The organism is Alkalibacillus flavidus (genome assembly GCF_040545925.1).
GTDB lineage: Bacteria > Bacillota > Bacilli > Bacillales > Alkalibacillaceae > Alkalibacillus > Alkalibacillus flavidus.
This window is the reverse complement of sequence record NZ_JBEPMX010000005.1, coordinates 22873-46105: the sequence shown is the minus strand read 5'-3', so window position 1 is coordinate 46105 and position 23233 is coordinate 22873. Positions and strand designations below refer to the sequence as shown.

Annotated in this window: 26 protein-coding genes; 18 read left to right on the top strand and 8 right to left on the bottom strand. The window is 41.7% G+C overall.

All coding sequences use genetic code 11. The features are described from left to right. Positions 1–33: 33 nt before the first annotated feature. Positions 34–1695 (top strand): sensor domain-containing protein, encoded by a 1662-nt coding sequence (locus tag ABID56_RS06095; protein ID WP_354219737.1) that lies wholly within the window; start codon positions 34–36, stop codon positions 1693–1695. 56 nt (positions 1696–1751) lie between these two features. Then, entirely contained in the window at positions 1752–2009 is a 258-nt protein-coding gene (locus ABID56_RS06090; RefSeq protein ID WP_354219736.1) for a hypothetical protein, read from the top strand. A gap of 137 nt (positions 2010–2146) precedes the next feature. On the opposite strand, the gene ABID56_RS06085 is transcribed toward ABID56_RS06090, so the two are convergent. From ABID56_RS06085 to ABID56_RS06075, 3 genes are all read right to left on the bottom strand, one after another. After that, positions 2147–3637, bottom strand: coding sequence for a potassium/proton antiporter (locus ABID56_RS06085; RefSeq protein ID WP_354219735.1), 1491 nt, complete (start codon positions 3635–3637; stop codon positions 2147–2149). Between the two features lie 233 nt (positions 3638–3870). Beyond that, on the bottom strand, positions 3871–4878 hold the full coding sequence (gene mreBH, locus ABID56_RS06080) for a rod-share determining protein MreBH (protein ID WP_354219734.1): 1008 nt from the start codon (positions 4876–4878) through the stop codon (positions 3871–3873). Positions 4879–5005: 127 nt separating this feature from the next. Then, positions 5006–5137: a DUF2639 domain-containing protein gene (locus ABID56_RS06075; RefSeq protein WP_354219733.1), complete on the bottom strand. Its 132-nt coding sequence runs from the start codon at positions 5135–5137 to the stop codon at positions 5006–5008. Between the two features lie 199 nt (positions 5138–5336). Between ABID56_RS06075 and ABID56_RS06070 the strand changes: the two genes are divergently transcribed. Beyond that, a complete protein-coding gene (locus tag ABID56_RS06070; RefSeq protein ID WP_354219732.1) occupies positions 5337–6059 on the top strand; it encodes a YkgJ family cysteine cluster protein in 723 nt (240 codons plus the stop codon). Between the two features lie 2 nt (positions 6060–6061). Here ABID56_RS06070 and ABID56_RS06065 read toward each other — a convergent pair whose 3' ends face one another. Beyond that, complete coding sequence (locus ABID56_RS06065; RefSeq protein WP_354219731.1) at positions 6062–6889, bottom strand: HAD family hydrolase; 828 nt, start codon at positions 6887–6889, stop codon at positions 6062–6064. 198 nt (positions 6890–7087) lie between these two features. Here ABID56_RS06065 and ABID56_RS06060 point away from each other — a divergent pair, with 198 nt between their 5' ends. Genes ABID56_RS06060 through ABID56_RS06050 form a run of 3 tightly spaced genes read left to right on the top strand, consistent with a single transcriptional unit; the run spans position 7088 to position 8691 of the window. Further along, positions 7088–7564, top strand: a complete 477-nt coding sequence (locus tag ABID56_RS06060) for a low molecular weight protein-tyrosine-phosphatase (RefSeq protein WP_354219730.1) — start codon at positions 7088–7090, stop codon at positions 7562–7564. Between the two features lie 14 nt (positions 7565–7578). Next, positions 7579–7848 carry a hypothetical protein gene (locus tag ABID56_RS06055; RefSeq protein ID WP_354219729.1) on the top strand — a complete coding sequence of 90 codons (270 nt, stop codon included), beginning with the start codon at positions 7579–7581 and terminating at the stop codon, positions 7846–7848. Positions 7849–7857: 9 nt separating this feature from the next. Then, on the top strand, positions 7858–8691 hold the full coding sequence (locus ABID56_RS06050; RefSeq protein WP_354219728.1) for a YihY/virulence factor BrkB family protein: 834 nt from the start codon (positions 7858–7860) through the stop codon (positions 8689–8691). A 44-nt stretch (positions 8692–8735) separates the two neighbouring features. Here ABID56_RS06050 and ABID56_RS06045 read toward each other — a convergent pair whose 3' ends face one another. Continuing rightward, positions 8736–9902: an MFS transporter gene (locus ABID56_RS06045; RefSeq protein WP_354219727.1), complete on the bottom strand. Its 1167-nt coding sequence runs from the start codon at positions 9900–9902 to the stop codon at positions 8736–8738. A 95-nt stretch (positions 9903–9997) separates the two neighbouring features. Between ABID56_RS06045 and ABID56_RS06040 the strand changes: the two genes are divergently transcribed. The 5 genes from ABID56_RS06040 to ABID56_RS06020 all read left to right on the top strand — a co-directional run bounded on the left by ABID56_RS06040 (position 9998) and on the right by ABID56_RS06020 (position 13936). After that, the gene (locus tag ABID56_RS06040; protein WP_354219726.1) at positions 9998–10390 is read left to right on the top strand and encodes an OsmC family protein; all 393 of its coding nucleotides are present in this window, start codon (positions 9998–10000) and stop codon (positions 10388–10390) included. A gap of 1 nt (position 10391) precedes the next feature. Continuing rightward, the gene (locus ABID56_RS06035; RefSeq protein WP_354219725.1) at positions 10392–10544 is read left to right on the top strand and encodes an SE1561 family protein; all 153 of its coding nucleotides are present in this window, start codon (positions 10392–10394) and stop codon (positions 10542–10544) included. 115 nt (positions 10545–10659) lie between these two features. Further along, a complete protein-coding gene (locus ABID56_RS06030; protein WP_354219724.1) occupies positions 10660–11970 on the top strand; it encodes a Na+/H+ antiporter family protein in 1311 nt (436 codons plus the stop codon). Between the two features lie 235 nt (positions 11971–12205). Continuing rightward, positions 12206–12985: a polysaccharide deacetylase family protein gene (locus tag ABID56_RS06025; protein WP_354219723.1), complete on the top strand. Its 780-nt coding sequence runs from the start codon at positions 12206–12208 to the stop codon at positions 12983–12985. 81 nt (positions 12986–13066) lie between these two features. Next, entirely contained in the window at positions 13067–13936 is an 870-nt protein-coding gene (locus ABID56_RS06020; RefSeq protein ID WP_354219722.1) for a DNA-3-methyladenine glycosylase family protein, read from the top strand. Positions 13937–14382: 446 nt separating this feature from the next. Here the strand turns inward: ABID56_RS06020 and ABID56_RS06015 are convergent, their stop codons facing one another. The 3 genes from ABID56_RS06015 to ABID56_RS06005 are packed head-to-tail and all read right to left on the bottom strand — an operon-like array spanning position 14383 to position 16491. Further along, a complete protein-coding gene (locus ABID56_RS06015; RefSeq protein WP_354219721.1) occupies positions 14383–15612 on the bottom strand; it encodes a hypothetical protein in 1230 nt (409 codons plus the stop codon). Then, on the bottom strand, positions 15609–16079 hold the full coding sequence (locus tag ABID56_RS06010) for a PulJ/GspJ family protein (RefSeq protein ID WP_354219720.1): 471 nt from the start codon (positions 16077–16079) through the stop codon (positions 15609–15611). The genes ABID56_RS06015 and ABID56_RS06010 overlap by 4 nt, the downstream gene beginning before the upstream one ends. Continuing rightward, entirely contained in the window at positions 16072–16491 is a 420-nt protein-coding gene (locus ABID56_RS06005; protein WP_354219719.1) for a type IV pilus modification PilV family protein, read from the bottom strand. The genes ABID56_RS06010 and ABID56_RS06005 overlap by 8 nt, the downstream gene beginning before the upstream one ends. A 126-nt stretch (positions 16492–16617) precedes the next feature. On the opposite strand from ABID56_RS06005, the gene ABID56_RS06000 reads away from it, so the two are divergent. The 7 genes from ABID56_RS06000 to ABID56_RS05970 all read left to right on the top strand — a co-directional run bounded on the left by ABID56_RS06000 (position 16618) and on the right by ABID56_RS05970 (position 23121). Then, positions 16618–18276: a GspE/PulE family protein gene (locus ABID56_RS06000; protein ID WP_354219718.1), complete on the top strand. Its 1659-nt coding sequence runs from the start codon at positions 16618–16620 to the stop codon at positions 18274–18276. Between the two features lie 21 nt (positions 18277–18297). Continuing rightward, positions 18298–19506 carry a type II secretion system F family protein gene (locus tag ABID56_RS05995; protein ID WP_354219717.1) on the top strand — a complete coding sequence of 403 codons (1209 nt, stop codon included), beginning with the start codon at positions 18298–18300 and terminating at the stop codon, positions 19504–19506. 21 nt (positions 19507–19527) lie between these two features. Continuing rightward, positions 19528–19983 (top strand): type IV pilin protein, encoded by a 456-nt coding sequence (locus ABID56_RS05990; RefSeq protein WP_354219716.1) that lies wholly within the window; start codon positions 19528–19530, stop codon positions 19981–19983. Between the two features lie 321 nt (positions 19984–20304). Beyond that, complete coding sequence (locus ABID56_RS05985) at positions 20305–21057, top strand: prepilin peptidase (protein WP_354219715.1); 753 nt, start codon at positions 20305–20307, stop codon at positions 21055–21057. A gap of 12 nt (positions 21058–21069) precedes the next feature. After that, complete coding sequence (gene pilM / locus ABID56_RS05980; RefSeq protein ID WP_354219714.1) at positions 21070–22032, top strand: type IV pilus biogenesis protein PilM; 963 nt, start codon at positions 21070–21072, stop codon at positions 22030–22032. Next, positions 22032–22583 carry a PilN domain-containing protein gene (locus tag ABID56_RS05975; protein ID WP_354219713.1) on the top strand — a complete coding sequence of 184 codons (552 nt, stop codon included), beginning with the start codon at positions 22032–22034 and terminating at the stop codon, positions 22581–22583. Before pilM ends, ABID56_RS05975 begins: the two co-directional genes overlap by 1 nt. Beyond that, positions 22567–23121 carry a hypothetical protein gene (locus tag ABID56_RS05970; protein ID WP_354219712.1) on the top strand — a complete coding sequence of 185 codons (555 nt, stop codon included), beginning with the start codon at positions 22567–22569 and terminating at the stop codon, positions 23119–23121. Before ABID56_RS05975 ends, ABID56_RS05970 begins: the two co-directional genes overlap by 17 nt. Positions 23122–23233: the final 112 nt, after the last annotated feature.

The window sequence follows — 23233 nt, the reverse complement described above, 5'->3', positions numbered from 1 at the left end:
TGTTTAATTTCGTCATAAGGCTGGAGGATTTATATGGTTGATAAACAGCTATTAGCACAAATTGTTCAGAGTGGTTTTGATTGCATGGTCTTTTTAATGCGCGTTGAAGGGAATACAAAGTTTTATTATGAAATGGTTAATGATTTAGCGAAAGAACGGACAGGCATAACGGATGACGATATCGGAAAAGAATTGCATGATGTGATGCCTCAAGATCATTATCACGTTTTATATCCTGAGTACGTGAAGGTTGTCGAGACGAAAGACAAAGTTGTATATGAAGATTATTTCCATTCCATGAAAGACCGTGAACTCATTAGTGAATCAACATTAATGCCACTTATAGATGAACAAGGTGTTTGTACGCATATTCTAGCATCTGTACGCGATATTACAGATTATCGACGTGCAGAACTAGCAAAAGAACAATCAAAACAACATATCCAATTAAGTGAACAACGTTATAAATCATTGTTTTCAGATAATACAGATGCCATTGTATCAATAGATCGGGACGGCATGATGGTCGAGGTGAACCGAGCATTTGAACAGTTAACTGGCTTCCGCAAAGGCGATTTGTTAGGTAAATCGGCAAGTTCGATTACTGATGATGAGCAGACACAATATGGTCGTGAAGCGTTTGCGAAAGTATTAGATGGTGATGCGCAGGCCTTTGAACTTAACACACATTTTAATGGTTACAACGTTGATGTTGATATTACGATGACACCGATTATTGTTGAAGATAACGTGATTGGCGTCTATGTAATCTTAAAAGACATCACCGACCAACGAAATGCTGAACGGACGTTAATGAAAAACCAAGAACGGTTCCGTATGATTGCTGAAAGCTCGCACGATCTGATTACGTTAGTGGATGACAATGGGATTATTCAGTATGCTTCACCATCATATAAGACGATTCTAGGTTTTGCCCCAGAACAATTTATTGGTGAATCGTTGTTGCATAAATTACACGAAGAAGACGGTGCTGATATTTTAAGTGCCTTTGAACATGCGAAACGAACTGGTGAACCGGTTGCGATTGAATTTCGTCAACGGCATCAAAATGGTGACTGGTTATGGTTTGAGTTGCAAGCGAAACCAATTTATGATGAAAATCATGAGTTCCACCAAATGGTCGTCGTAACACGTAATATTTCAGATCGAAAAGCTTATGAAAATGAATTGAAATCGTTTGCCTTTCACGATCCATTAACAGGCTTACCGAACCGTCGCAAGTTTAAACAAAAATTACTTGATCATGTCAATAAAAGTGAAGACGTTGGCCAGTACGCCGTTTTAATGTTTGATATTGACGATTTTAAAGCTGTCAATGATACGTACGGACATGACATCGGCGATGAAGTGATTAAAGAGTTCGGTAGACGAATTGAATCAAGTTTAAGAGACCACGATTTAGTCGCTCGTATGGGTGGCGATGAGTTTATTGCGTTATTAACAGGGATTCAAACAGAAAAAGACGCGTTAGAAGTGGTTCAACGGATTCAAAAAGTACTCGAAAAAGAGTGGGAAATCGCTGATCGGCACATTAGTTTGACGACGAGCGTAGGGATCGTTCTTCCAGATGATGAAACCGTTACAGATGAAGAGTTAATTAAATTAGCTGATAATGCTTTATACGATGCGAAAGCATTAGGAAAAGACACGTATCAATTTACTGTGATCACGTAAAGCATAGCGTTTGATACCGTCTTTTTTTGTTTGAGTAGCTGAAGGGAGTTAATACATTGTTATCGATATCATTAGTTATGTTAGCTGTCGTATTCGTAGTGGCGCTCGTCATGACATTACGTATTGGGAAAGAACAGAACGACGAAATTGTAGCACGTGAACAACGTGGTGTGACGGCGGAAGATGAAATACAACGCTCACACGACTATGAATCTGAATCGCTAGCACGTAATATTCCGAACTTGATTAAAATTTACATCGGCTTATTTATTATAGTAGCGGCATTCATCATAACCATTTTGATTATTGTGTAAATTGTAACATTTGTCATAAACAATTAATGGGTGTGTAACCACAGCAGCTTATGGAACGTGTTATATTAGTTATAGAGTTCGTAACTATCTCCCTATAAGATAAAATAAGCAAGTGACCAATTGTGACGGTCACTTGCTTATTTTTTGTTTTTGGTTTTATTCTTTTCGTTTAATAATTTCATGAGCTCATCGTGCTTTCGTTTGGAGACGAGAATATAGAGGAAATCCCCCGCTTTAATCTCTGTATCGCCATAAGGTGTGACGAGATCGTCGCCTCGAACGATCGCGGCTATGGAAGCTTTTTGTGGAAAATCAATTTCGTGTAATTTATAGCCAACGATAGCGTTGTGACGGTTCGTTTGGAATTGGACCATTTCGGCGTTTGCTTTAGCAATTGACACGAGCTCGATGGAATGGTGTGGTGTGTCTTTTTTAGGTCCCATAAGCCCTAGCTTTTGTGCCACATTTGAAATCGTTGACCCTTGTACAAGAGCGGATGTTAAGACGACGAAGAAAACGATATTGAAAAATTCTTCAGCACCTTCTATCCCTGCGACGATCGGGAAGGTCGCTAAAACAATCGGAACAGCCCCGCGTAAACCTGCCCATGATAAAAATAATCGTTCTTTAAATGAATACTTAAGCCATACGGTGGAAACGAACACGGCAAACGGTCGTGCGAGAAAAATTAAGACAAATGAAATGACCAATCCGGCAAAAATATTCGACGGTTGGAATACTTGTTCAGGAAATGACAATAATCCAAGAATGATGAACATCATAATTTGTGCTGTCCAAGCGATTCCTTCATTAAATTGGAAAATGGAATAACGATAGGTGAGCTCAGAATTTCCGATAACGAGTGCAGCCACATACACAGCGAGAAAACCACTAGCATCAATGGCTGAAGCGGTGCTGTACGTAATAAGCGCGAAGGCTATTGCTAAGACAGGATAGAGACCGCCTGACTCTAAATTAATCCGGTTAATAGCAAACAAGGCGATTTTGCCTAACATGAGTCCGAGCGCTAAGCCGAGACCCATTTGCCAGAAAAAAGAAGGGATCATGAGCCAAATACTGACGGATTCATTCGCGATCAATTCGATAAACATGAGGGTTAGAAAAATAGCCATCGGATCGTTCGTACCCGATTCAGCTTCAAGAGTGGCGCCCATTTTCGCTTTAATATTCCGTTCTTTAAGTGTCGCGAAAACGGCTGCGGCATCTGTAGAACCGACGATTGCGCCAAATAGAAATGCTTCAAGCCAACTAACATCAAGAACAAGATAAACGGAAACGCCCGTTAATAAGGCAGTTGTTAAAACCCCTAATGTTGCAAGCGATATGGAAGGGAAAGCAACAGATCGAACGGTCTCCCATTTCGTTTGAAGACCACCTTCGAAAAGGATAATAATAAGTGCAAAGATACCAATGAGCTGAGCTAATTCAACGTTATCGAAATAAATAAGTCCTAAACCGTCCCTGCCGATCATCATACCGACTGCAATGAAAAGAACGAGTGATGGCAGGCCTAAACGACTAGAAAATTTAGCTGCAACTATGCCACTAAGCAGTAAAAATGCGGCGAGAAATATAACGCCGTCATTTCCAAAAGAATAAAAAAACATCGCCTACCCCCTGTCTCTTATATTACTTATTATTTTATCATAAAAGCATTTTAAACAGGTGATTTGAGATTGATGATAAAACATGCCCGCAATCCTCAAAGGAAGATTGCGGGCATGTTAGTTTGATTTAAGAAAAATGTCATGTGAGTCAAGCGATACTTAGTTTGGTTCAAAACGTTAATTAGTTGATTTAAGCAGACTGTAGTTTGGTGCAAAAACGACGGTAAATGCCACTATTTACTCGCTTTTTGTAATTTGTCGATCATTTGTAGCGACTTACCTGTCCCGATTGCGACGCATTCTAATGGATTTTCGGCGATATGAACGGGAACATCGACTTCGCCTGTTAGCCATTCAGACATGCCGTTAAGTAGTGCGCCACCACCTGTAACCGTAATACCTTGGTCGACAATGTCACCACTTAATTCTGGCGGGCAGTTCTCTAATGTTGTTTTAATCGCTTCTAAAATGTGTTCAAGTGGTTCGCGGATCGCTGATTGAATTTCTTTCGAATCGAGCGTGATCGTCTTCGGTAGTCCTGCTACAAGGTCACGGCCCCGAACTTCAATAATGATCGGCTCATGGTCGACTAGCGCGTAGCCGATCTCCATTTTTATGGTTTCGGCAGTCCGTTCACCGATTAATACATTGTATTGTTTGCGGACATATTGAATGATAGCTGAATCGATATCATCGCCACCTGTACGGATTGATTGTGCGGATACGACGCCACCGAATGAAATGATCGCCACTTCGCTCGTACCTCCACCAATATCAACAACGACACTTGATAATGGCTCGTCTACAGGGAGGCCAGCGCCGATTGCGGCAGCGAGTGGTTCTTCAATAATATGGACGTTTTTTGCGCCATATTCTTTAATCGCGTTTTCAATCGCTCGACGCTCGACAGATGTTGAGCCTGTTGGGGCACAAACAATGACGTTAGGTTTGCGCATGGACATGCCGAGCTTTTTACTTACTTTTTTGAGCATTTCACTTAACATTTGAGCTGTCACTTCATAATCAGCAATCACACCGTCTTGAAGCGGGCGGATGGATGTGATATTCGCCGGTGTTTTACCGATCATATCTTTCGCTTCGTGTCCGACAGCGAGGACGTTTCCGGATTTCGAATCAACGGCGACGACAGATGGTTCGTTGAAGACGACGCCTTTACTTTTACTATATATTAATAGGTTAGCAGTCCCTAAATCGATGCCTATTTCTGCGTTAGCAAACATGATGATGCCTCCATCTCTCTATTTATGTTCTCTCTATACATTTCGTAAGTGTATCATGATTTATGAGCCTGTGCGTTTAAGAAATTTTGACAAAAAAATTACAGAGGCTCTAACCTCTGTAACATTGTTATTTTTGTTTGCTTTGTAATACGTTCGCAAGTGTAGATGCGTTATATTTCTCTATTTTACGACCTTCATAATTGCTAATGCCTAATTTCTTAAGCTCAGATACGTACCAACCTTTTGTGCCTACGTACATGATCAAGCCCTCCTTTTTTCACGTTAAAAGTATGCTGAAATTATTCTACCATCAAATCTTTACAGACAAAAGACTAAACCGTAGAATTTATTAGAAATTGTGTCGTCTGATTCGTTATAATGAAAGAATCAAACACCAAATTAAACTATAACATGATTCGCCCGAGTTGAAAATAAAAAAATACGAAAGGTTTTAGATTATGTCACATCGTACACTTGAAGACGTGCAAAAACGGCTTGAAACATTACAAACATTTGAATTAGATGAAAGTGAATTTGAGGAAAGACGGGATGAAGCTTTAGATAAGAGTGAACCAGAAGATCAGTTAATTGCAGGTTATCACAAATTGTTAGGTGAAGTGTCAGAACAAATGAACCAGATGGATGAGCATATGGGTATGACGCCGACGTGTTTTATGGGCTGTGCGTTTTGTTGTTACTTCCCGATTATCGTTATGAAGCTTGAAGCAGATATTCTTATCACGGCGATTAACCGAATGGATGAAGAAAGACGTGACCGAATTAAGCAGCATTTGAAACAGTATTTTCATGATTATCAAGATAAGTTGGAAAAAGTGGAGTCGCTTGATTTTGATGATGAGTCAATGAAATATGATTACCGCAAAGAATGGCTTCCGTGTCCATTGTTAGACACGGAAACGAATACGTGTATGGCGTACGAATCGCGACCGCTTCCGTGCCGAACATATGTGAATTACATGGATCCTAAACTTTGCGAGAATCAGTTGGTACCTGAGGAGACCGTTAGTTTTGAATTTTTATATCAAGATTATATGGGTAATTTAAATGAGATCGCGCAAGAAGTCGCTACGGCGAACGACGATGTTATAGATTATCCTGACGATCTATTTGAATATAACCTATTACCTGTCTTTTTAAAACGTTGGATGGATGAGCGTTAAAATTAAGATTGGGCTAGTGTGTCGACTAAGACGAGACGGTCATCATCGACTGGTTTTATTTGCGCATCCGTTAACCACATAGCGGACATGCCGAGTTGCAAAGCAGGTGCGATTTCGTTCATGAAATTATCGCCGATTGAAACAGCATTTTCTGGCTTGACTTGGAAGCGATGTAAGACGTCTTCGAAGATCGTCTTCGTATAAACCGGTTTTTGCGCACTCGGAATGAGTTCGGTGAAATATTGTTCCAAACCTAAAAAGTCTAATAAACGTTGCGCATCAACTTCGTCACTATTTGTGCAAACGATCAGCGTATAATCATTCACGATCGATTCTAAATACTCTTTTAAGCCAGGCGTGCGTTGTAAAAATCCTTTTTCGTTCGACATTTGATCTTTTGTTTGAACATAGGACGCTTGAATGACCTCAGGTGAAATGCCGAAATGTCTAGCAATCGCATAAGGCGTCCACCAACCGTCGCCAATTGGAACCCAGTTCATGAAATCAAAGTCGCTTGCGGGTATAGCGTTCGGTGCATCCGTGACGTTGATTTTCTCGCCATTCCAATCATGTGCTTCTGTTAGTTGAGCAGTAAACGGATCCCACGTCCAAATTAAGTCACGTTTGCCGTCATAGACTTTACCGATTTGCAGTGGATGGTTGCCGTTTAAGACGTCTGTATAAAGATTTTCAAATTGTTCTTGCTCTGACTCATCGAGGTTAGCTTTTAAGTTGTTTGTATGTAGACGGAAATGCTCTCGCCCTTCATATAAAGTACCGTCGAGATCAAAAATCATTAAATTGTGTTGTTCTAAAAATTCGCGGTTCATATCGTCACCTCTTAGCATCGTTTGTCATTATTTTATCATAGATTATAAGGTTCACTTAATATATTAACGCATAAAACTACTCATTTGGTCATTTTTTCGGTAAAATGAAAGGTAGAGGCCATAGGATAAGTTTAATTTAGTGGCAAATCGGTAATTGTATAAAAATATGAAATGAATCATAAGTGTAGGTGATGAAGCGTGATAAAAGTGTTATTTGTCTGCCTCGGTAATATTTGTCGGTCGCCGATGGCTGAAGCGGTCTTTGCTGATATGGTTAGTCGTAAAGGGCTTGATGATCAATTTGTCGTTGATTCAGCTGGTACGAGTGATTACCATATTGGTGAGTCGCCCCACGAAGGAACGATTACCCAATTAAAGCAGCATCATATTAATTCAAATGGCATGGTTGGTCGACAAATCAAGTCGGATGATTACAAGTATTTTGATTATATCATGGTCATGGATGAGAAGAATTTGCGAGACGTGATTAGTCGGCAAACCGGGGACCACCAACCAGTGATTAAGAAATTGCTCGATTATTTACCGGAAGAGGACGTATCCGATGTCCCGGACCCGTACTTTGAAGGTGGGTTTGATTATACGTATGATTTGGTGAAACGAGCTTGTAAGCATTTATTAGATGATATACTGACAGAACATGATGTATCAAATTAGAGGAGGGCATTAACATGCGATTATGGCAAAAAGGACTTGTGATTGGAGCATTATCAGGATTTGTATTAAGTTTAATTCAACGAGATGAGCGTCAACACGTATTGGGTCAGTCGAAACGAGCAGCAGGACAAGTGAAACATATTTACCAAAATCCTTCTGAATCGGTTAGACAGTTGCGTCTAAAATTAAATGACGTTATGACAAATGTCGATCAATTCGTACAACAACTCGATCAGGTGCAACAGAAGCTTGACCAAAAAACGGATGACAAAAACAGTCAGTAGGTGAAGTAATTGATCTTTCAAAAAACGTTTTGGAAAGAATTGTTTCAACGTTTTATGGATGATGAAGTGCCGACGTTAGCAGCGAGTTTGGCTTACTTTTTCTTATTATCTTTATTACCGTTTTTAATTTTCTTATTAACGTTAATCGGTTTTATGCCAGTTAATGAGGAGCAAATCTTCCGGATTGTTGATGCTTATTTACCGCCGGATTCTTTATCGCTCGTTTACAATAACATTGATCGATTAATGGAAGATCAAAATGGCAGTTTGTTATCGATTGGTTTAATCGGGACGGTCTGGTCAGCTTCAATTGGTGTGAACGGATTAATGCGTGCGTTTAACCAAGCGTATGAAATTGATGAAGAGCGGTCGTTTATTGTAGCGAGAGGATTGTCGGTCTTGTTGACGGTTTTGCTCGTATTGGCGATCGCCGTTGCTTTAGCGTTACCGATATTTGGTCGCGTCATCGGGGAGTATATCTTTTCATTTTTCGGTGTGTCTGATGCCTTTTTAGCCACGTGGGAAGCATTGCGGTTTGCTGTGTCAGCGTTGATGATGATTTTTGTATTATCGTTACTTTATATGCTGGCGCCGAATTTACGCGTGCGGTTGCGTCATGCAATCCCTGGAGCAGTCGTTGCGACGGTGGGCTGGCAGCTTGTATCACTCGGATTCTCATTTTACGTCACTAATTTTGGCGCTTATTCAGCGACGTATGGTAGTTTAGCAGGTGTTATCGTACTTATGATTTGGTTATTTTTATCAGGGATGATGATTTTAATCGGTGGCGAGATCAACGCGATATTGCATAAGCATCAAAAACGAATATTATTTCGAACGTGACAATGCCCGGTTAGAACGTGAGAGGTTCTGACCGGGCATTATTTTTATGATGTCGCTTCACGTCGCAATAAGCTATGTGTCAGCATTAAAATAAAGATTAAGCCGATGAAGGCAACGATAATATAGAAAAAGCTTAGCTCAGGGAAAAGGTCGATATAACTACCGCCGAGTAGTGGGCCAGCAATACTACCGAAACTAAACATCACACCGCACAAAATATTACCCGCCGGAAGTAACGCATTCGGTAATAAGTCGGTCATATAAGAGACGCCTAACGAATAAAGTGAACCGACGAGCATGCCTGCGACTGCAAAGCATAGGATAAGGCCGAGCACGGATTGTTCGAAAAACGTTGCTGCGAAAAATGAGATACTGCCACCAACTAGGACGATTTTAAGGACAATTGGTCGGCCAATTCGGTCGCTTAACATCCCGAGTGGAATTTGTGATATGAGGCTCCCAGCTGCGAAAAACGGGATGATATACGAAATTGTTGTGACGTCGTGTCCAAGCCTTAGAGCGTATACGGGAAAATTACTATGTAACGTCGTTTCTAAAAAACCGTACGTAAACGGGGCTAGTAACGCAATCCAAGCGTATTTCATCGCCCCTTGGAATCGTTTCGTTGTTTTCGTCGTTGTGAGTTGAACGTCAGGGTCTGTCTCAGGCCATTCATTCTTCACCCAATACATAAGTGACCACACGATGATACATAATAGTGAACTAGCGATAAATGGTAAAGCTGGGTTAATCTCAACGAGTGGTGTCATCAGTGGTCCAATCGTAAAGCCGAAACCAAAGGACAAGCCATATATCGCAATCGAGCGCCCGCGTTTGAACTCAGGCGTCGTCGTCGTAATCCACGTTTGTGTGCCGAAGTGTAAAATATTATCGCCAACCCCAACGAGCAAACGTAAGACGAACCAAAACCAAATTGATTCCCAAATGGTGAACAAGAAAATAGACGAAAAGACGAGCGCTCCGCCGACTAGGATCATCGGTTTATACCCATACCGTCGTAAAGGCGGTTCGAGAAATGGTGAAATAATTAAAATACCGATATATAAAGCTGTTGCGTGCAAGCCATTAATCGTCGATGATACACCTTCGCTCTCTAATAAAACGGAAATAAGAGGCAGTAGCATCCCTTGTGAAAAGCCGGAAATCCCGACTAACGCGACCAAAACGGCAAATCGCTGACGTGTTGACATACTAGGGTCTCCTTACTTGAGTCAAGATGGTGTTATTGTACCGCAAAGTCGTGTTAAAATAAAAGCAGATATTGAAGGAAAAGGAGTGCGAAAACATGAAATTTAACGTGACAGACCAACATATTACATCCGATTTAGCGTACGATCAACTTACGATTTCAGGTGATGAAGATGAAGGTTTCCGCCCATTTCAATTAATGGTTTCATCACTAGCTGGTTGCAGTGCACTCGTGTATAAACGGATTTTAGGCAAACAGAAAGTCGATTACGATGAGATGACGATTGAAGCGGACGTTCAACGTAGTGAAGACGCGGTTAATAAAATCGAAAAAGTCCACCTACACTTCAAAGTCTCGGGTCGTGATTTGAACGAAGCGAAGTTACAAAAAAGTTTAGAAACAGCGTCGAAAAACTGCTCGATGGTACAATCTGTTGTTCCGACAATCGATGTAACAGAGACAGTTGAAGCGATTGAAAAGGAGTCGTAACATGACAGATGAGAACCATTTAGAATCGGTGAAAGCCCGGTTGCAACAATTACTCGATCAAATTGAAACAGCTGACCCAGAACAACTAACGGTGGCTGATGTTGATCGTTATTTGAATTTGTTAAATGAGATGGAAGAAAAGTTAAATCAATAAGCCTTCAACTCCCTCAGAAATTTTTTTGGTGAGGGGGTTGATTTTTTTAATTGTGTATTTTATTCTGGTAAAGTGTTAATGCGATAATGAGATGAAAGAAAGGGAGAACGAAACAATGGCTATTGCAGTTATTATATCTGTTATTTTAATGACGACATTAAGTTTATTAAAAGTAAATGTGTTGTTGGCGATTGTTATTTCTGCCATGTCAGCCGGACTGATTGCTGGATTACCATTCACAGAAATTGTGTCGATTTTTACATCGAACATGGGTGGTAGCGCGAATACGGCATTAAGTTACGTGTTACTAGGTGGATTTGCGGTTGCCATTTCATTGACAGGGATTACGAAAGGACTCGTCCAAGGGGTTCGGAGCGTGATGTCTGGTCAGCGCGTTGCGTTAATGGTGTTGATTGCTTTAATCGCATCGTTATCACAAAACGCCGTCCCTGTGCATATTGCCTTTATTCCTATTTTAATTCCACCATTGCTCGGATTATTTGATCGTATGCAAATCGACCGTCGTGGTGTGGCGACAGCGTTAACGTTCGGGTTGAAAGCACCGTATATTACGTTACCTGTTGGATTTGGACTTATTTTCCAAGGGATTGTTCACGATAATATGGTTGAAAATGGTGTCGACATTGCGTTCGGTAGTGTGACGCAAGCGATGATTGTACCAGGTGCAGGTATGCTAATCGGTTTAGTGATTGCGCTTGGTCTTACGTACCGGAAGAAACGTGACTACAGTCAAATTGAGCCAAAAGGGCAACCGAGTGACATCACGGAAGATGATTCGCCGTTTAAGTTTGAACTCAAACACGCGATGACGATTGTCGCGATTTTAGCGGCATTAACTGTACAGGTTATCACAGAAGAAATGGTATTAGGTGCCTTAACCGGTTTAGTGCTCATGTTCTTACTTGTTGCAGTGCCGTATCGTCAAATTGAAGATGTCATGAGTCGCGGTATTAGCATGATGGGCATGATTGCTTTTATTATGCTTGCAGCGTCTGGTTTTGCAGGCGTGTTAGAAGAGACAGGATCAGTTGAAGCGTTAGTAGACGCGTCATCTGGCATGTTAGAAGGTAATCCGTGGATGATTGCGACTATCTTATTAGTCGTCGGTTTATTCATTACGATGGGGATTGGGACGTCATTCGGTACGATTCCAATTTTAGCCGTTTTATATGTCCCAATCGCAACAGCAGCCGGCTTTTCACCACTTGCGATTGCTGTGTTGATCGGTACGGCTGGTGCGTTAGGTGACGCAGGTAGTCCAGCTTCAGATAGTACACTCGGTCCAACAGCAGGACTGAATATGGACGGTAAGCACGACCACATTTGGGATACGTGTGTGCCAACCTTCTTGCACTTTAACATTCCGATTTTCATTTTCGGTCTAATCGGTGCCGTCTTGTTATAAATGGTTCAACCTCTCCTTTTGATCAAAGGAGAGGTTTTTTAGTTATTCGATAAATCCATGGATTTATCGAATAACTGCCTGTACTTATTTCAAAACTTCGCGAAGTTTTGAAATAAGTAAGAGGAATTATCGAATAACTCGAGTGCGCCTTATAAAAACGGGGAAACCTTCCAATCATAATTTGCGTCAAATCATGGCAAATTAAGTATATAACAGGACGATTGGGAGGCTTTTGATGAAAAAAATAATACTCATGTTACTCAGTGTGCTACTGATTCCGCTTACGATACATGCTGATGATGTGTCGAATGAATCGTACGGCTATGGTTATAAAAAACAATACAACGAACAGCCGCCAGATTTAGGGTTTTACGCGCCGTTAATTGAACAATACAACGGCATCTATATCGGTGATCAATCAAATAAAAACGTCTATCTCACCTTTGACAGCGGTTATGAACAAGGCTATATGACGCAGATGCTTGATGTATTAGAAGACAAACAAGTGCCTGCGACATTCTTTTTGTCAGGTCATTATATTGACGATCAGCCGAAACTCGTGAAGCGAATGGTCGATGACGGTCACATCATCGGGAACCATTCCGACGATCATCTCGATTACACGAAGGCTAGTGACGATGAGATTAAACGCGACTTAAAACGGCTCGATGATAAGATCAAACAAACGACCGATCAAGACGTCGTTGAATTTTTCCGTCCAGCGAAAGGAATTTTTAGCGAACGCACGTTAAAATTAACGGACGAATTAGGCTATACGAATGTCTTTTGGAGTGTTGCGCTCGTCGATTGGGAAGAAAGTCAACAAACGAGCTGGCAGCAGGCGGTAGATGATCTAATCGAGCAAATGCACCCTGGCGCTGTCGTGCTCATGCATACCGTGACGGAAGATAATGCTGAAGCACTGAGTCACCTTATTGACGAATTGCGTGATCAAGGCTACGAATTCAAGTCACTCGAACAACTCGTGTGGAATAAACATATTCCATTTGGGTGAACACAATTTTTTGCGAAATCGGGATGGAAAGTTGTAAACTGTAAGTATTGAACTAGAGACATAACTAAGGGAGAGGTCATGATGTGGAAAGAGTATTACCATGCAGCAGGATTATATGATTTTGATTATTCACTCGAACGTTTAGATATGGACCCACTCATTAATGTGAATTTGCGTGAGCGTTGGGTTGACGTGCCACTCCGTTTAGAAAGTGGTAAACAATGTGTTGTACGTGTTAAAGGGGAAGGTACAACAGAAAAACCGGTATTTTCTGTTATGTCCGACTTAGACGAAGAACAAGACGTTATTTTTGAACATATTCGCAACTTATTCCAATGGGACCGCGATCTTCAAGATGTCGTCGATTTCTTCGGCAAGACGAGATTAGCTCGTTTATTTTTAATTTATCCAGGGACGCCAATTGTGCGCGATTTTAACTTATACGATTCACTTATGAAAGTGATTATCCATCAGCAGTTGAATATGTCATTCGCTTTCACGCTCTCAACTCGTTTTGTTCATACGTTCGGTGAACAAATTGATGGCGCGTGGTTTTACCCGACGCCGGAGAAAGTTGCTGAACTCGATTATCAAGATTTGAAAGATTTACAGTTCAGTCAACGTAAAGCGGAATATGTCATCGACACGTCACGTGCGATCGTAAATGGTGACCTTGATCTGAAATCAATGGCGAAAAAGACGAATCAAGAAGTCATGAAATCATTAGGCAAAGTACGAGGCATTGGGCCGTGGACTGTACAAAACTGGCTATTATTCGCACTCGGTCGTGAAGATTTATTCCCAGCAGCCGATGTCGGCATTCAGAATGCGCTGAAACACGCATGGAAACGCGAAGAAAAACCGAAAAAAGATGAAATTGAAGAAGCTGCAAAAGAATGGTCCCCGTATCGTAGTTATGCTACCCTGACGCTTTGGCGGAGTATTGAGTAATAATAACAAAACGAGCCTGGGACAAAACCTAATTCAGTAAAGTAAAACCCGGACGATTTAATTATAAAAAATAGATCGTCCGGGTTTTCTGCTTGAATGACGCTCCATCAAAACACTTCGCTTGGTTCTACGTGACATAAGCTCAACACCGGCTCTGCTGGCGCAATCGCCGTGTTTCCTTTACCGGGGCACGGCTCGAGCCAGGCAACCTCATCGAAAATGCTTCCTTGCAACTTGCACCGAGAAAGCAAGCTTCGAAGCGCTGCTAGAAGACGCAGGTGCATCCCTCAGCCCAAAAGCGGGGCTTGCGGTGTCTCGAGACGCGTGCTGTTCCCGCAGGCGTCTACGTGTTTTGATTCCGCTTCATCATTGCTTACCTGTTATAATATCCAAACATTCGCCTTTTGCACAATTTAATACCCTTCTGTCCCAACCTCGTTTTATTGTTAATAGTCAATATCATCTAAAGAGACTGATGTGTTTGAATCGCCTTGTCCACCACCTGACGTTGGCGGTTCAACTCCTTCACAATCAGGGATCGATGCTGGTTGGACGTCATAATTAACATTATTGCTATTAGGTTGAGTGACTTGGTCGCCATTGGCATTTTCGATGGTCAACGTGCCACCTGCCATTTTGATGTTACCACCAATAGTGTTTAAATAAGTGCTCGCGCTTTGAGTTCCGTCATGCTGAATTGTTAAATCTCCGTTGGCTGTAGCTGACGTGTTGTCTAAACTAAGACCACTTTTGAGCAACGTGTCATCGCCGAAAATGACCGGCCCCTGTTTGTTATAAAATAGCTCATCCGCTACTGTGTAATGGTTAACTTGGTACCCACCTTGGTAGTCAGCACCGCCCTTTAACCGGACGTTGCCGCAAGCTATAAAATTACTATTCGGATTGTTACCACTAGTTAATTCACCTTCAAAATGGGCGTGACCTTTAATAAGTACTTTCGATAACCCAGTCATATCTAATGATTCGAACTTGGCATTCTGTTCCACTGTTAATGTATCGTTGTTTCCAAACGATAAATCATCGTTCACATAAAGTTCGTTGAAGCTAGGGCTACATTTAATGTTGCCACCGCTTTCTAACACAACAGTTTGACTGTTTTGAATACAGTTTTTTTTCTTTAAGTCGACTGGTCTGGGGTAGGTTTCGTCTGGGTTTTCAGGTCTATTGGGTACCGTGTTACTTTCTTCATTCCAACTTTCAAGACTATCTGCTCCACTACCGCTAGATAAAGCAAAGGTTAGTGTTATAATTTGATTCGCGTTTTCATCCTGTCCATTCACCTTTAAAGATAACATCTGACTATCGCCATCAGATGTTACAGTAAAGCCTTCTTCAATGAAGTATTCAACTTCAGGTTGATCTTCATCGATGGTGACGTTCGCAATTTGTTGATTGAGATAAGTTTCTAAATCATTTAATGAACTTGAATCTGTCGATAAATCATTTTGTTCAACGTATTGTTGGATTTGATCTTCTACGAATATCGCACCCATTTCAGCAACATGGGTCGCGCGGTAGTTTTCTTCAATGACATTATTTTGTTTTGCTGTCGTTAAGACGCTGTTCATCATGACGGTCGCGAAAAACATCATAAAGACGATAGTCAAAAGGACGACGACTAAAATAGCGCCGCGCTCTTCTTGGATATATCTCATTGAGAGTCGTCACCTCCAGACGGTTGGAGTCGTGATATGGATGATTCTAGTTCGATAGGATTGAATCGGTCGTTACTCGGTTGACGCACCGTGACGGTTATTGAATAAGCTGACACGTCTTGTGGGTTCATAGTTTTTGATCCATTAATATTGCTACCGTTTACTGCCATATCATATTGAAATGGTTCACCGTTAAATTGGACCGGCGATACACTGTCGTCCTCTGGTGTGATTGCAATAGTTGATGGGTTTAATTGATCGATTGTGTATGGTGATCCAGATTGATGGACGTTTCTAATTTGAAAAATGAGTCGATTTACATCAGTTTGCGCTTGTGATCGTAGCTCGGATTGCTCATAGTTATTTAGAGATTGTGTTAAAATAGAAAAAACTAAGCTACCGACAACAAACGTAAGGACAAAAACGGCTAGAAGTTCGATTAAAGTAAAGCCACGTTGATTAGTCATTGTTGTCCACCTCAACATAGGCATAGGTTTTTGTTAATTGTTGGTCATTTTCGTTAAACAGTTTAATAGTCGCTTTTAACAAGTTGGTAGATTGGGGTTCTTCAGTAATCATAATTTCGACGTAAAACTGGTCATTACTCGTTAATGTGCCATCTGATTGTACTGATGGTAAGTTATCAAACGAATTGTAGTTACCGATATCGTCTGTTGATAGCGAAAGGTCTTTCACGTCATTTATGACAATATTCATTAAATTGGTTGCTTTAATATCATCTTCTGTGACATTTTGCATGGAGGATGTTTGGGTGAACATCGTGAAGAAACCAATTAAAATGATGGATAGAATGACGAGCGCTCCTAATACCTCAACTAAGGAAACACCCTCTTCATTTTTAATTATTTTTTGAATCATGTGACGTCATTCCTCGATTTTTGTCGTGATTAATAATATAATTAGAATGATAAACGATTTTAATGTAAAATGACAATCATTTTGATATATTACGAACTTCCTAGATCGATAGAAAGGACGTTGTCTGTGCCACGTAGAATACGATTACGGATTGGTGAGTTGTTAAAGCAAGAAGGGTTTATTAATGACGAGCAGCTAAGCCAAGCGTTAGAAGAAAAGTCACCTGACCAAAAGCTCGGGGACAAGTTAATACAAGAAGGCTATATTACAGAGCTTCAATTAATCGAAGTGCTACAACAGCAGCTCGGGATTACACATGAGCGGTTAAATGATTATCCGTTTGACCGGTCGATTTTGAATCTAGTGCCAAAGCAGTTTGCGATTGATAACAATGTCATCCCGCTGAAACGTGATGGCAACCGCCTTTATGTCGCAACGGCAGACCCACTTGATTATTTCGTCATCAACAACTTGCGTCTACAAACGGGTTTCAAAGTTGAACCAGTGATCGCGCTTAAAGATGAGATTCGCCAAAGCATTATGAAAATGTACGAGCGTGAAGATTTTGCCGATGAGTTCGAACAAGAAAACCCGACAGAGCAACGCCAAGATCTATCGTTAGAAGAAGAGTCATCGCCAGTCGTTAAATTGATGAACCAACTCATTCAACAAGCGGTCGTTGAAGGGGCGAGTGATATCCACGTCGACCCGCAAGAAGAACAAGTTCTTGTCAGGCTTCGTGTCGACGGAGCACTGCGCCATGAACAAATTTTAGCGAAAAACGTGCAATCGTCACTTACAACGCGTATTAAAATCATGGCAAATTTAGATATTACGCAACAAAAAGTGCCACAAGACGGGCGGATCAAACGTCTCGTGGAAGGGCGTGACATTGATTTACGTGTTAGTACATTGCCGACGATTTTTGGCGAAAAAATCGTCATTCGTGTGCTCGATACGATGTCGGTGTCGAATCGTCTTGATCAGATTGGGTTTGAACCTGAAAACTTAAATAAATTCCGTGAGATGATCGAAAAACCGTACGGCATTGTGCTCTTAACCGGGCCGACTGGTTCAGGTAAGACGTCGACGATGTACGCCGCGTTGACGCATTTGAACGAAGAACAATCGAATCTCATTACGGTGGAAGACCCAGTCGAGTACGAATTAGAAGGGGTTAACCAAATTCAAGTGAATCCAAATGTCGGTTTGACGTTTGCATCCGGTTTGCGGTCGATTTTGCGTCAGGACCCAGATATTATCATGGTCGGGGAAATTCGTGACGGTGAGACGGCGAATATGGCGGTGCGTGCGTCGATCACCGGTCACCTCGTCTTAAGTACGCTCCACACGAACGATTCGACTGGTGCGATTAATCGTCTTGTGAATATGGACGTTGAAATGTTTTTAGTCGGGACGTCGGTGAATGGAATCGTTGCACAACGACTCGTGCGAACGATTTGTCGTGACTGTATGACATCCCGGCAAGTGACCGAATTAGAACGAGACGTGTTCAAACGATATGGCATGGACCTTGATCACGTGAAAAAAGGTAGCGGCTGTGCAACATGTAATAACACAGGCTACCGCGGGCGTACCGCGATCCATGAAGTGTTGCTAATCGATGAACGTGTTCGTGAAGCGATTTTAGACGGCAAAAACAAAGTCGAAATCGAACGGGTCGCAAAGGAACAAGGGTTTACGCGACTGTTTGAAGATGGGTTGCGTAAAGTTGAGCGCGGAGAGACGACGCTAGAAGAAGTTTACCGCGTCGCATCGGAATAACTAGCAAGTGGAGGTATCGCCATGACTTCTTTTAAATACGAAGCAGTAGACTACAACGGCAACTATCAAAAAGGCAAATTCGATGCGTATAACCTCGACTTAGCGAAAGCGCGTCTACGTGATGAAGGGTTGCGTGTTGAAACGATCGAAGAAGTGCCCCAAACGATTTGGAATAAAGAGATCTACTTCGGCAGTCCTGTGAAAAATCGCGATTTCGTCGTCTTTTTACAACAATTCGCCGCTCTTTTAAAAGCGGGTCTTACGATCGTACAATCACTCAGCATTTTACGCGAACAAACGAAGCAAAAATATTTAAAAGAAGCGCTCTATTATATTGAGATTGATATGCGGCAAGGGAGTTCGTTAACCAATGCGCTCAAAAAACAACCGCATATCTTCTCGAATATTTTTATCAATATGGTGCACAGCGGTGAAAGTAGCGGCGCTTTACAAGAGACGCTCGATAAACTAGCAGACTATTATCAAAAACAATATAAGACGAAACAAAAGATTCAATCAACCTTCGCTTACCCTGCGACGGTATCAGTGGTCGCGATTGGCGTTGTGATCTTTCTCATGATGTATGTTGTTCCTGAGTTTGTGAGTATGTTTGCACAGTTTGATGCGGAGTTGCCGGTTATCACGCAATTTGTGTTAGGCTTAAGTGACCTTTTCACTAGTTACTGGCTCCTATTACTATTTATTTCGATTTTAGTCGTTTTAATGTTTATTATGGCGTTTAAAAGGGAAAGTAGTCGATATAGGATTGATTATTATTTGTTGAAAACGCCCGGTTTTGGGACTTTAGTTTTGAAGTCAAATATGGCACAATTGTCACGGACACTTAGTTCATTACTTTATAATAATGTTCCAGTCATTGAAGCGTTAAAGTTAACCGGTCAAACGATTAACAACCGGATTATTAGCGAAACGCTTGACGAGGCGCAAGTGGCCTTGAAAAAAGGACAGTCAATGGTCAAGCCCATGCGTGATCATTGGGCGTATCCTTACTTAGTGACACAAATGATAGAAGTTGGGGAACAAACAAACGCACTACCCGAAATGCTAGAACAAGTTGCCGATTTTTACGAAGAAGATGTCGATACAGCAACCGAACAGTTCAAATCATTACTTGAACCGTTACTCATCGTTTCGTTGTCACTAATCGTTGGAACGATCGTCCTCGCGATTATCATTCCAATGTTCGATTTATTTAACCAAATTAATTAAGAAAAAAGGAGAGATTCACCGATGTTCAAACACATCTTAAAAAATCAGAGGGGTATTACACTAATTGAATTACTAGCTGTTGTTGTTATTTTAGGTATTATCGCGTTAATTGCCGTGCCAACAATTGCGGGCGTCATCGAAGACTCACGTTACGACTCCGTGAAGTCAACAGCGATTAACGTCATTGAAGCGGCTGAGTTGTATGCGACTACGAATGATGAGACTGACTCTGTAGACTTAAGTACATTAGAGAGTAATGGTTATATTGATATGTCAGGATATTCTGAAGGGGATGATGATGATGATGATGATATATCTGTAAATGTTTCTGGAACACCATATACAATAAGTGGTACATTAAGTGATGGAAATGTATCTATTAATTTTACAAATGCTTCTGTTGAAACAATTAATAGTGCTAGTGGCTCTGATTTAAGAGGACAAGAAAAAGATCCAGCAACTATTTCTGAAGGATAAAATGACGGTGATCAAGGATAAATATTTATGATCTCACTCAAAGCGCGGGCTACCCGCGCTTTTTTACCACAATCTATTTTTTAGTAAGGTTCTGTTAAAGGTATAGTTGCTTTTCACATTGGCTAAGCACTTAGTTGTTGAACTTGTGAGGAGCGAAGGTGGCGACTCCTGCGGGAACAGCACGAGTCTCGAGACCCCGCAGGCCACGCTTTTCGGCCGAGGAGGCTCGAGCCGTGCCCGCGGAAAGCGTCCACCGTTAGCGGATCACAATTTCAACAACGGACTTTAACAGAAACAAAAGTAAAACAGGACTGATAATCGGTGTTATTAATCTATCTTTACATAATTGTGTTAGGCCTTGTATTAGGCTCGTTTTATAATGTTGTCGGTTTGCGTGTGCCGAATGGGGAATCGATTGTGAAGCCGCCGTCGCATTGTCCGACGTGTGATCGCCGCTTGAAATGGTATGAATTGATTCCGGTGTTCTCCTATATCATGCAACGTGGGCGATGTCGACAATGCCAAACGACAATATCGACTGCGTATCCATTGTTTGAAGCGTTAACAGCAACGCTTTTCGTGTTCGCGTTCACACAAATCGGCTTTCAACTAGAATTGTTTGTCGCGTGGGTGTTTGTTAGTTTACTCGTGATCATTACGATTAGCGATTGGCATTATCAAATTATCCCTGATCGTGTTTTAATCGTGTTTGCGGTTATAGCCATCGCACTCCGTATATGGCTACCGACGGATCCCTGGTATGATAGTTTTCTCGGTGCGATCGTCGGTTTTATGCTACTACTCGTTATCGCGATGGTAAGTCGTGGTGGCATGGGTGGTGGCGATATTAAGTTGTTTGCCGTACTCGGCTTGTTTTTAGGTGTCGAAAAAATACTCGTGACGTTAATGGTGGCGTCGATTGTTGGAGCATTCATTGGTGTTAGTTTCATGGTCGTAGGACGTGTAAAACGAGGTGTGCCGATTCCGTTTGGTCCGTTCATTGCGTTTGGCGCGCTTGTGGCGTATTTTTACGGTGACGCTTTAATCACGTGGTATTTATCATTAATCGCTTAGGTGGATGAAGTTATGAAGAAAAAACAGATCGTGAATCTCGAAATAAAAGATTATGTGATTCGATATACAGAAAGCAGACGAGGAAAGGCACAAATTGAACGTATGGGTGAGCACTTTTTGCCTCCGGGTATTGTTCGAGGTGGTGTCATTGAAGACCGCGAACAATTTGAGCGGATTTTGAAATCGTGTGTGAAGAAATGGCGTTTAAAGCGTAAAATGGTTCGTTTGCTTATGCCGGATTCGCTCGTGTTTATTCGTCGTGAAGTGTTGCCACATGATGTCGCGAAAAACGAAATCAGGCAACATATTCAGTTTCACCTAGGGGAAACAATTCATTTACCGTTTGAACAGACGGTGTTTGAAACGGTTTATATTCAAGAACTTGAAGATGGGCATGAAATTAGTTTGATCTCGACGGACCGAGGGATTGCCAATCAGTATGTCAATATTATTCAAGACCTCGGGATGCGTGTCGAAGCGATTGATATTTCGCCGTTAAGTTTTTACCGTGCGTTATATACTCATGATATTGTCACAATCGAGGACCATTTGTTGTTAATCGGTTATGACGTGGATCAAGTGACGTTCAGTGCATTTCGTTTTCATACGCCGATCTTTTTGCAGGAGTTTGATTTAGAATCGAGTGAAGAGATTATCGATCAGCTCGGCCCAACGTTATCTAAAGAAGATTTCAATGAAGAGACGGTGATGGATGAGCTGGAAGATTTGAATATTGAGGTCGAACGTGTCGAGCGTTTCTATCAATATATGATTAATAACTATGAGCAACAGTTTACGAAAATCGCCGTCACTGGTGATCACCCGTATTTATCCGAGATTGTGACGACGCTTGAAGAACGTTATGAAACACCTGTTTATTCGATTAAAGAAGGGCTCATTCAAGGGCCTAAAGGCATGACGGTAGAGTCGCGCTTTCATAATGTGTATGGCTTGGCGTTAAAGGGTGGTCAATAATGTTAGCTGATATTAATTTACTCCCGAAAAAAGAGAAGAAAAATCGTTCTGGCTTGTACACGACGATAATCATGACTGTCATAACCCTGTTGGTTGCGGGTGGACTGGGTTACTGGATGTGGTTGTTACAAGGTGAAGAAGCGTCTTTAGAACAAGACATGCAGCAGCAACGTCAACAAAATGCGGCGCTCCAGTCTGAGATAGAAGGCGACGCGACGGAGCAAGAGGCAGAACAGTTAGAACAAGTCGTAACGCGTGTGCGAGAAGCGATCATCGAAATGCAACCGATTATGCAAAACATTGCGGGGAACGTCCCGGCTGATGGACAGTTGATCGCATTGGCGGAACAAGAGGATGTCATTGAAATAACAGTGGAGACGAGTTCGAATACAGATGCGGTCGCTTTTTATCAAGACTTAGAAGAGGTCGAACGTTTTCCACGCGTCATGATTCGCACGATTGATTATATTGAATCGGAGGAGCATTATTTAACGACTATAACCGTGAACCTCCAGGCTGAAGAGGAGGGTAACGATGACGAAGCAGAGTAAGCGTTTAGTAGTGTTATGGCTGTTGGTCTTGTTATTGGCTGTTGGTGCGTTTTATTATTTTGTGATATTTGATTTGCAACAGTCGAATCAAACGTTGGAAGACGATCTAGCATTTGAAGAGCGACGTGAAGCGGCTTTCCGTGATTCGATTGAGAACGAGGAACAACAAGATGTAACCGACGTTGAGCAGTTGCGTGACGCGTTACCTGAAACGCTAGCAGAAGATGATGTCGTTCAATTGTTGAATGATGCGAGTAATACGACGAGCACAACGGTACAGACGATTAATTTCACAGAAGAAGCGACGATGCCCGCAAGCGAGCATTTTGCGTCGATGGATTCTGATGAAAATTTACATGTCTTAACGATGGAATTGAGCGGTGAGTCTGGATCGTATCGATTGTTTGAACAATTTATCGACCGAATCGAACGGGATCCGCGACTCGCTGAGATTAGTGGTCTGCAGTTTCAACAATCTGAGGCAAGTGTGACATTCCAGTTGACGATGTCTGTTTTTGCGTATCCGATGAATAATTAAAAAGAAGGTTTTCGCCCGTGGTTTTGGCGAAAACCTTCTTTTTGTCGTGTGATACCTAAAGTTATGAAATAAATCCGCGGATTTATCTCATAACTGCGACTACTTATTTCAT

Coding starts and splice junctions, on each gene's coding strand:
- ABID56_RS06095 (WP_354219737.1), top strand. CDS start 34: ATGGTTGATAAACAGCTATTAGCACAAATTGTTCAGAGTGGTTTTGAT.
- ABID56_RS06085 (WP_354219735.1), bottom strand. CDS start 3,637: ATGTTTTTTTATTCTTTTGGAAATGACGGCGTTATATTTCTCGCCGCA.
- mreBH (WP_354219734.1), bottom strand. CDS start 4,878: ATGTTTGCTAACGCAGAAATAGGCATCGATTTAGGGACTGCTAACCTA.
- ABID56_RS06075 (WP_354219733.1), bottom strand. CDS start 5,137: ATGTACGTAGGCACAAAAGGTTGGTACGTATCTGAGCTTAAGAAATTA.
- ABID56_RS06070 (WP_354219732.1), top strand. CDS start 5,337: ATGTCACATCGTACACTTGAAGACGTGCAAAAACGGCTTGAAACATTA.
- ABID56_RS06065 (WP_354219731.1), bottom strand. CDS start 6,889: ATGAACCGCGAATTTTTAGAACAACACAATTTAATGATTTTTGATCTC.
- ABID56_RS06055 (WP_354219729.1), top strand. CDS start 7,579: ATGCGATTATGGCAAAAAGGACTTGTGATTGGAGCATTATCAGGATTT.
- ABID56_RS06045 (WP_354219727.1), bottom strand. CDS start 9,902: ATGTCAACACGTCAGCGATTTGCCGTTTTGGTCGCGTTAGTCGGGATT.
- ABID56_RS06040 (WP_354219726.1), top strand. CDS start 9,998: ATGAAATTTAACGTGACAGACCAACATATTACATCCGATTTAGCGTAC.
- ABID56_RS06035 (WP_354219725.1), top strand. CDS start 10,392: ATGACAGATGAGAACCATTTAGAATCGGTGAAAGCCCGGTTGCAACAA.
- ABID56_RS06030 (WP_354219724.1), top strand. CDS start 10,660: ATGGCTATTGCAGTTATTATATCTGTTATTTTAATGACGACATTAAGT.
- ABID56_RS06025 (WP_354219723.1), top strand. CDS start 12,206: ATGAAAAAAATAATACTCATGTTACTCAGTGTGCTACTGATTCCGCTT.
- ABID56_RS06020 (WP_354219722.1), top strand. CDS start 13,067: ATGTGGAAAGAGTATTACCATGCAGCAGGATTATATGATTTTGATTAT.
- ABID56_RS06015 (WP_354219721.1), bottom strand. CDS start 15,612: ATGAGATATATCCAAGAAGAGCGCGGCGCTATTTTAGTCGTCGTCCTT.
- ABID56_RS06010 (WP_354219720.1), bottom strand. CDS start 16,079: ATGACTAATCAACGTGGCTTTACTTTAATCGAACTTCTAGCCGTTTTT.
- ABID56_RS06005 (WP_354219719.1), bottom strand. CDS start 16,491: ATGATTCAAAAAATAATTAAAAATGAAGAGGGTGTTTCCTTAGTTGAG.
- ABID56_RS05995 (WP_354219717.1), top strand. CDS start 18,298: ATGACTTCTTTTAAATACGAAGCAGTAGACTACAACGGCAACTATCAA.
- ABID56_RS05990 (WP_354219716.1), top strand. CDS start 19,528: ATGTTCAAACACATCTTAAAAAATCAGAGGGGTATTACACTAATTGAA.
- pilM (WP_354219714.1), top strand. CDS start 21,070: ATGAAGAAAAAACAGATCGTGAATCTCGAAATAAAAGATTATGTGATT.
- ABID56_RS05975 (WP_354219713.1), top strand. CDS start 22,032: ATGTTAGCTGATATTAATTTACTCCCGAAAAAAGAGAAGAAAAATCGT.
- ABID56_RS05970 (WP_354219712.1), top strand. CDS start 22,567: ATGACGAAGCAGAGTAAGCGTTTAGTAGTGTTATGGCTGTTGGTCTTG.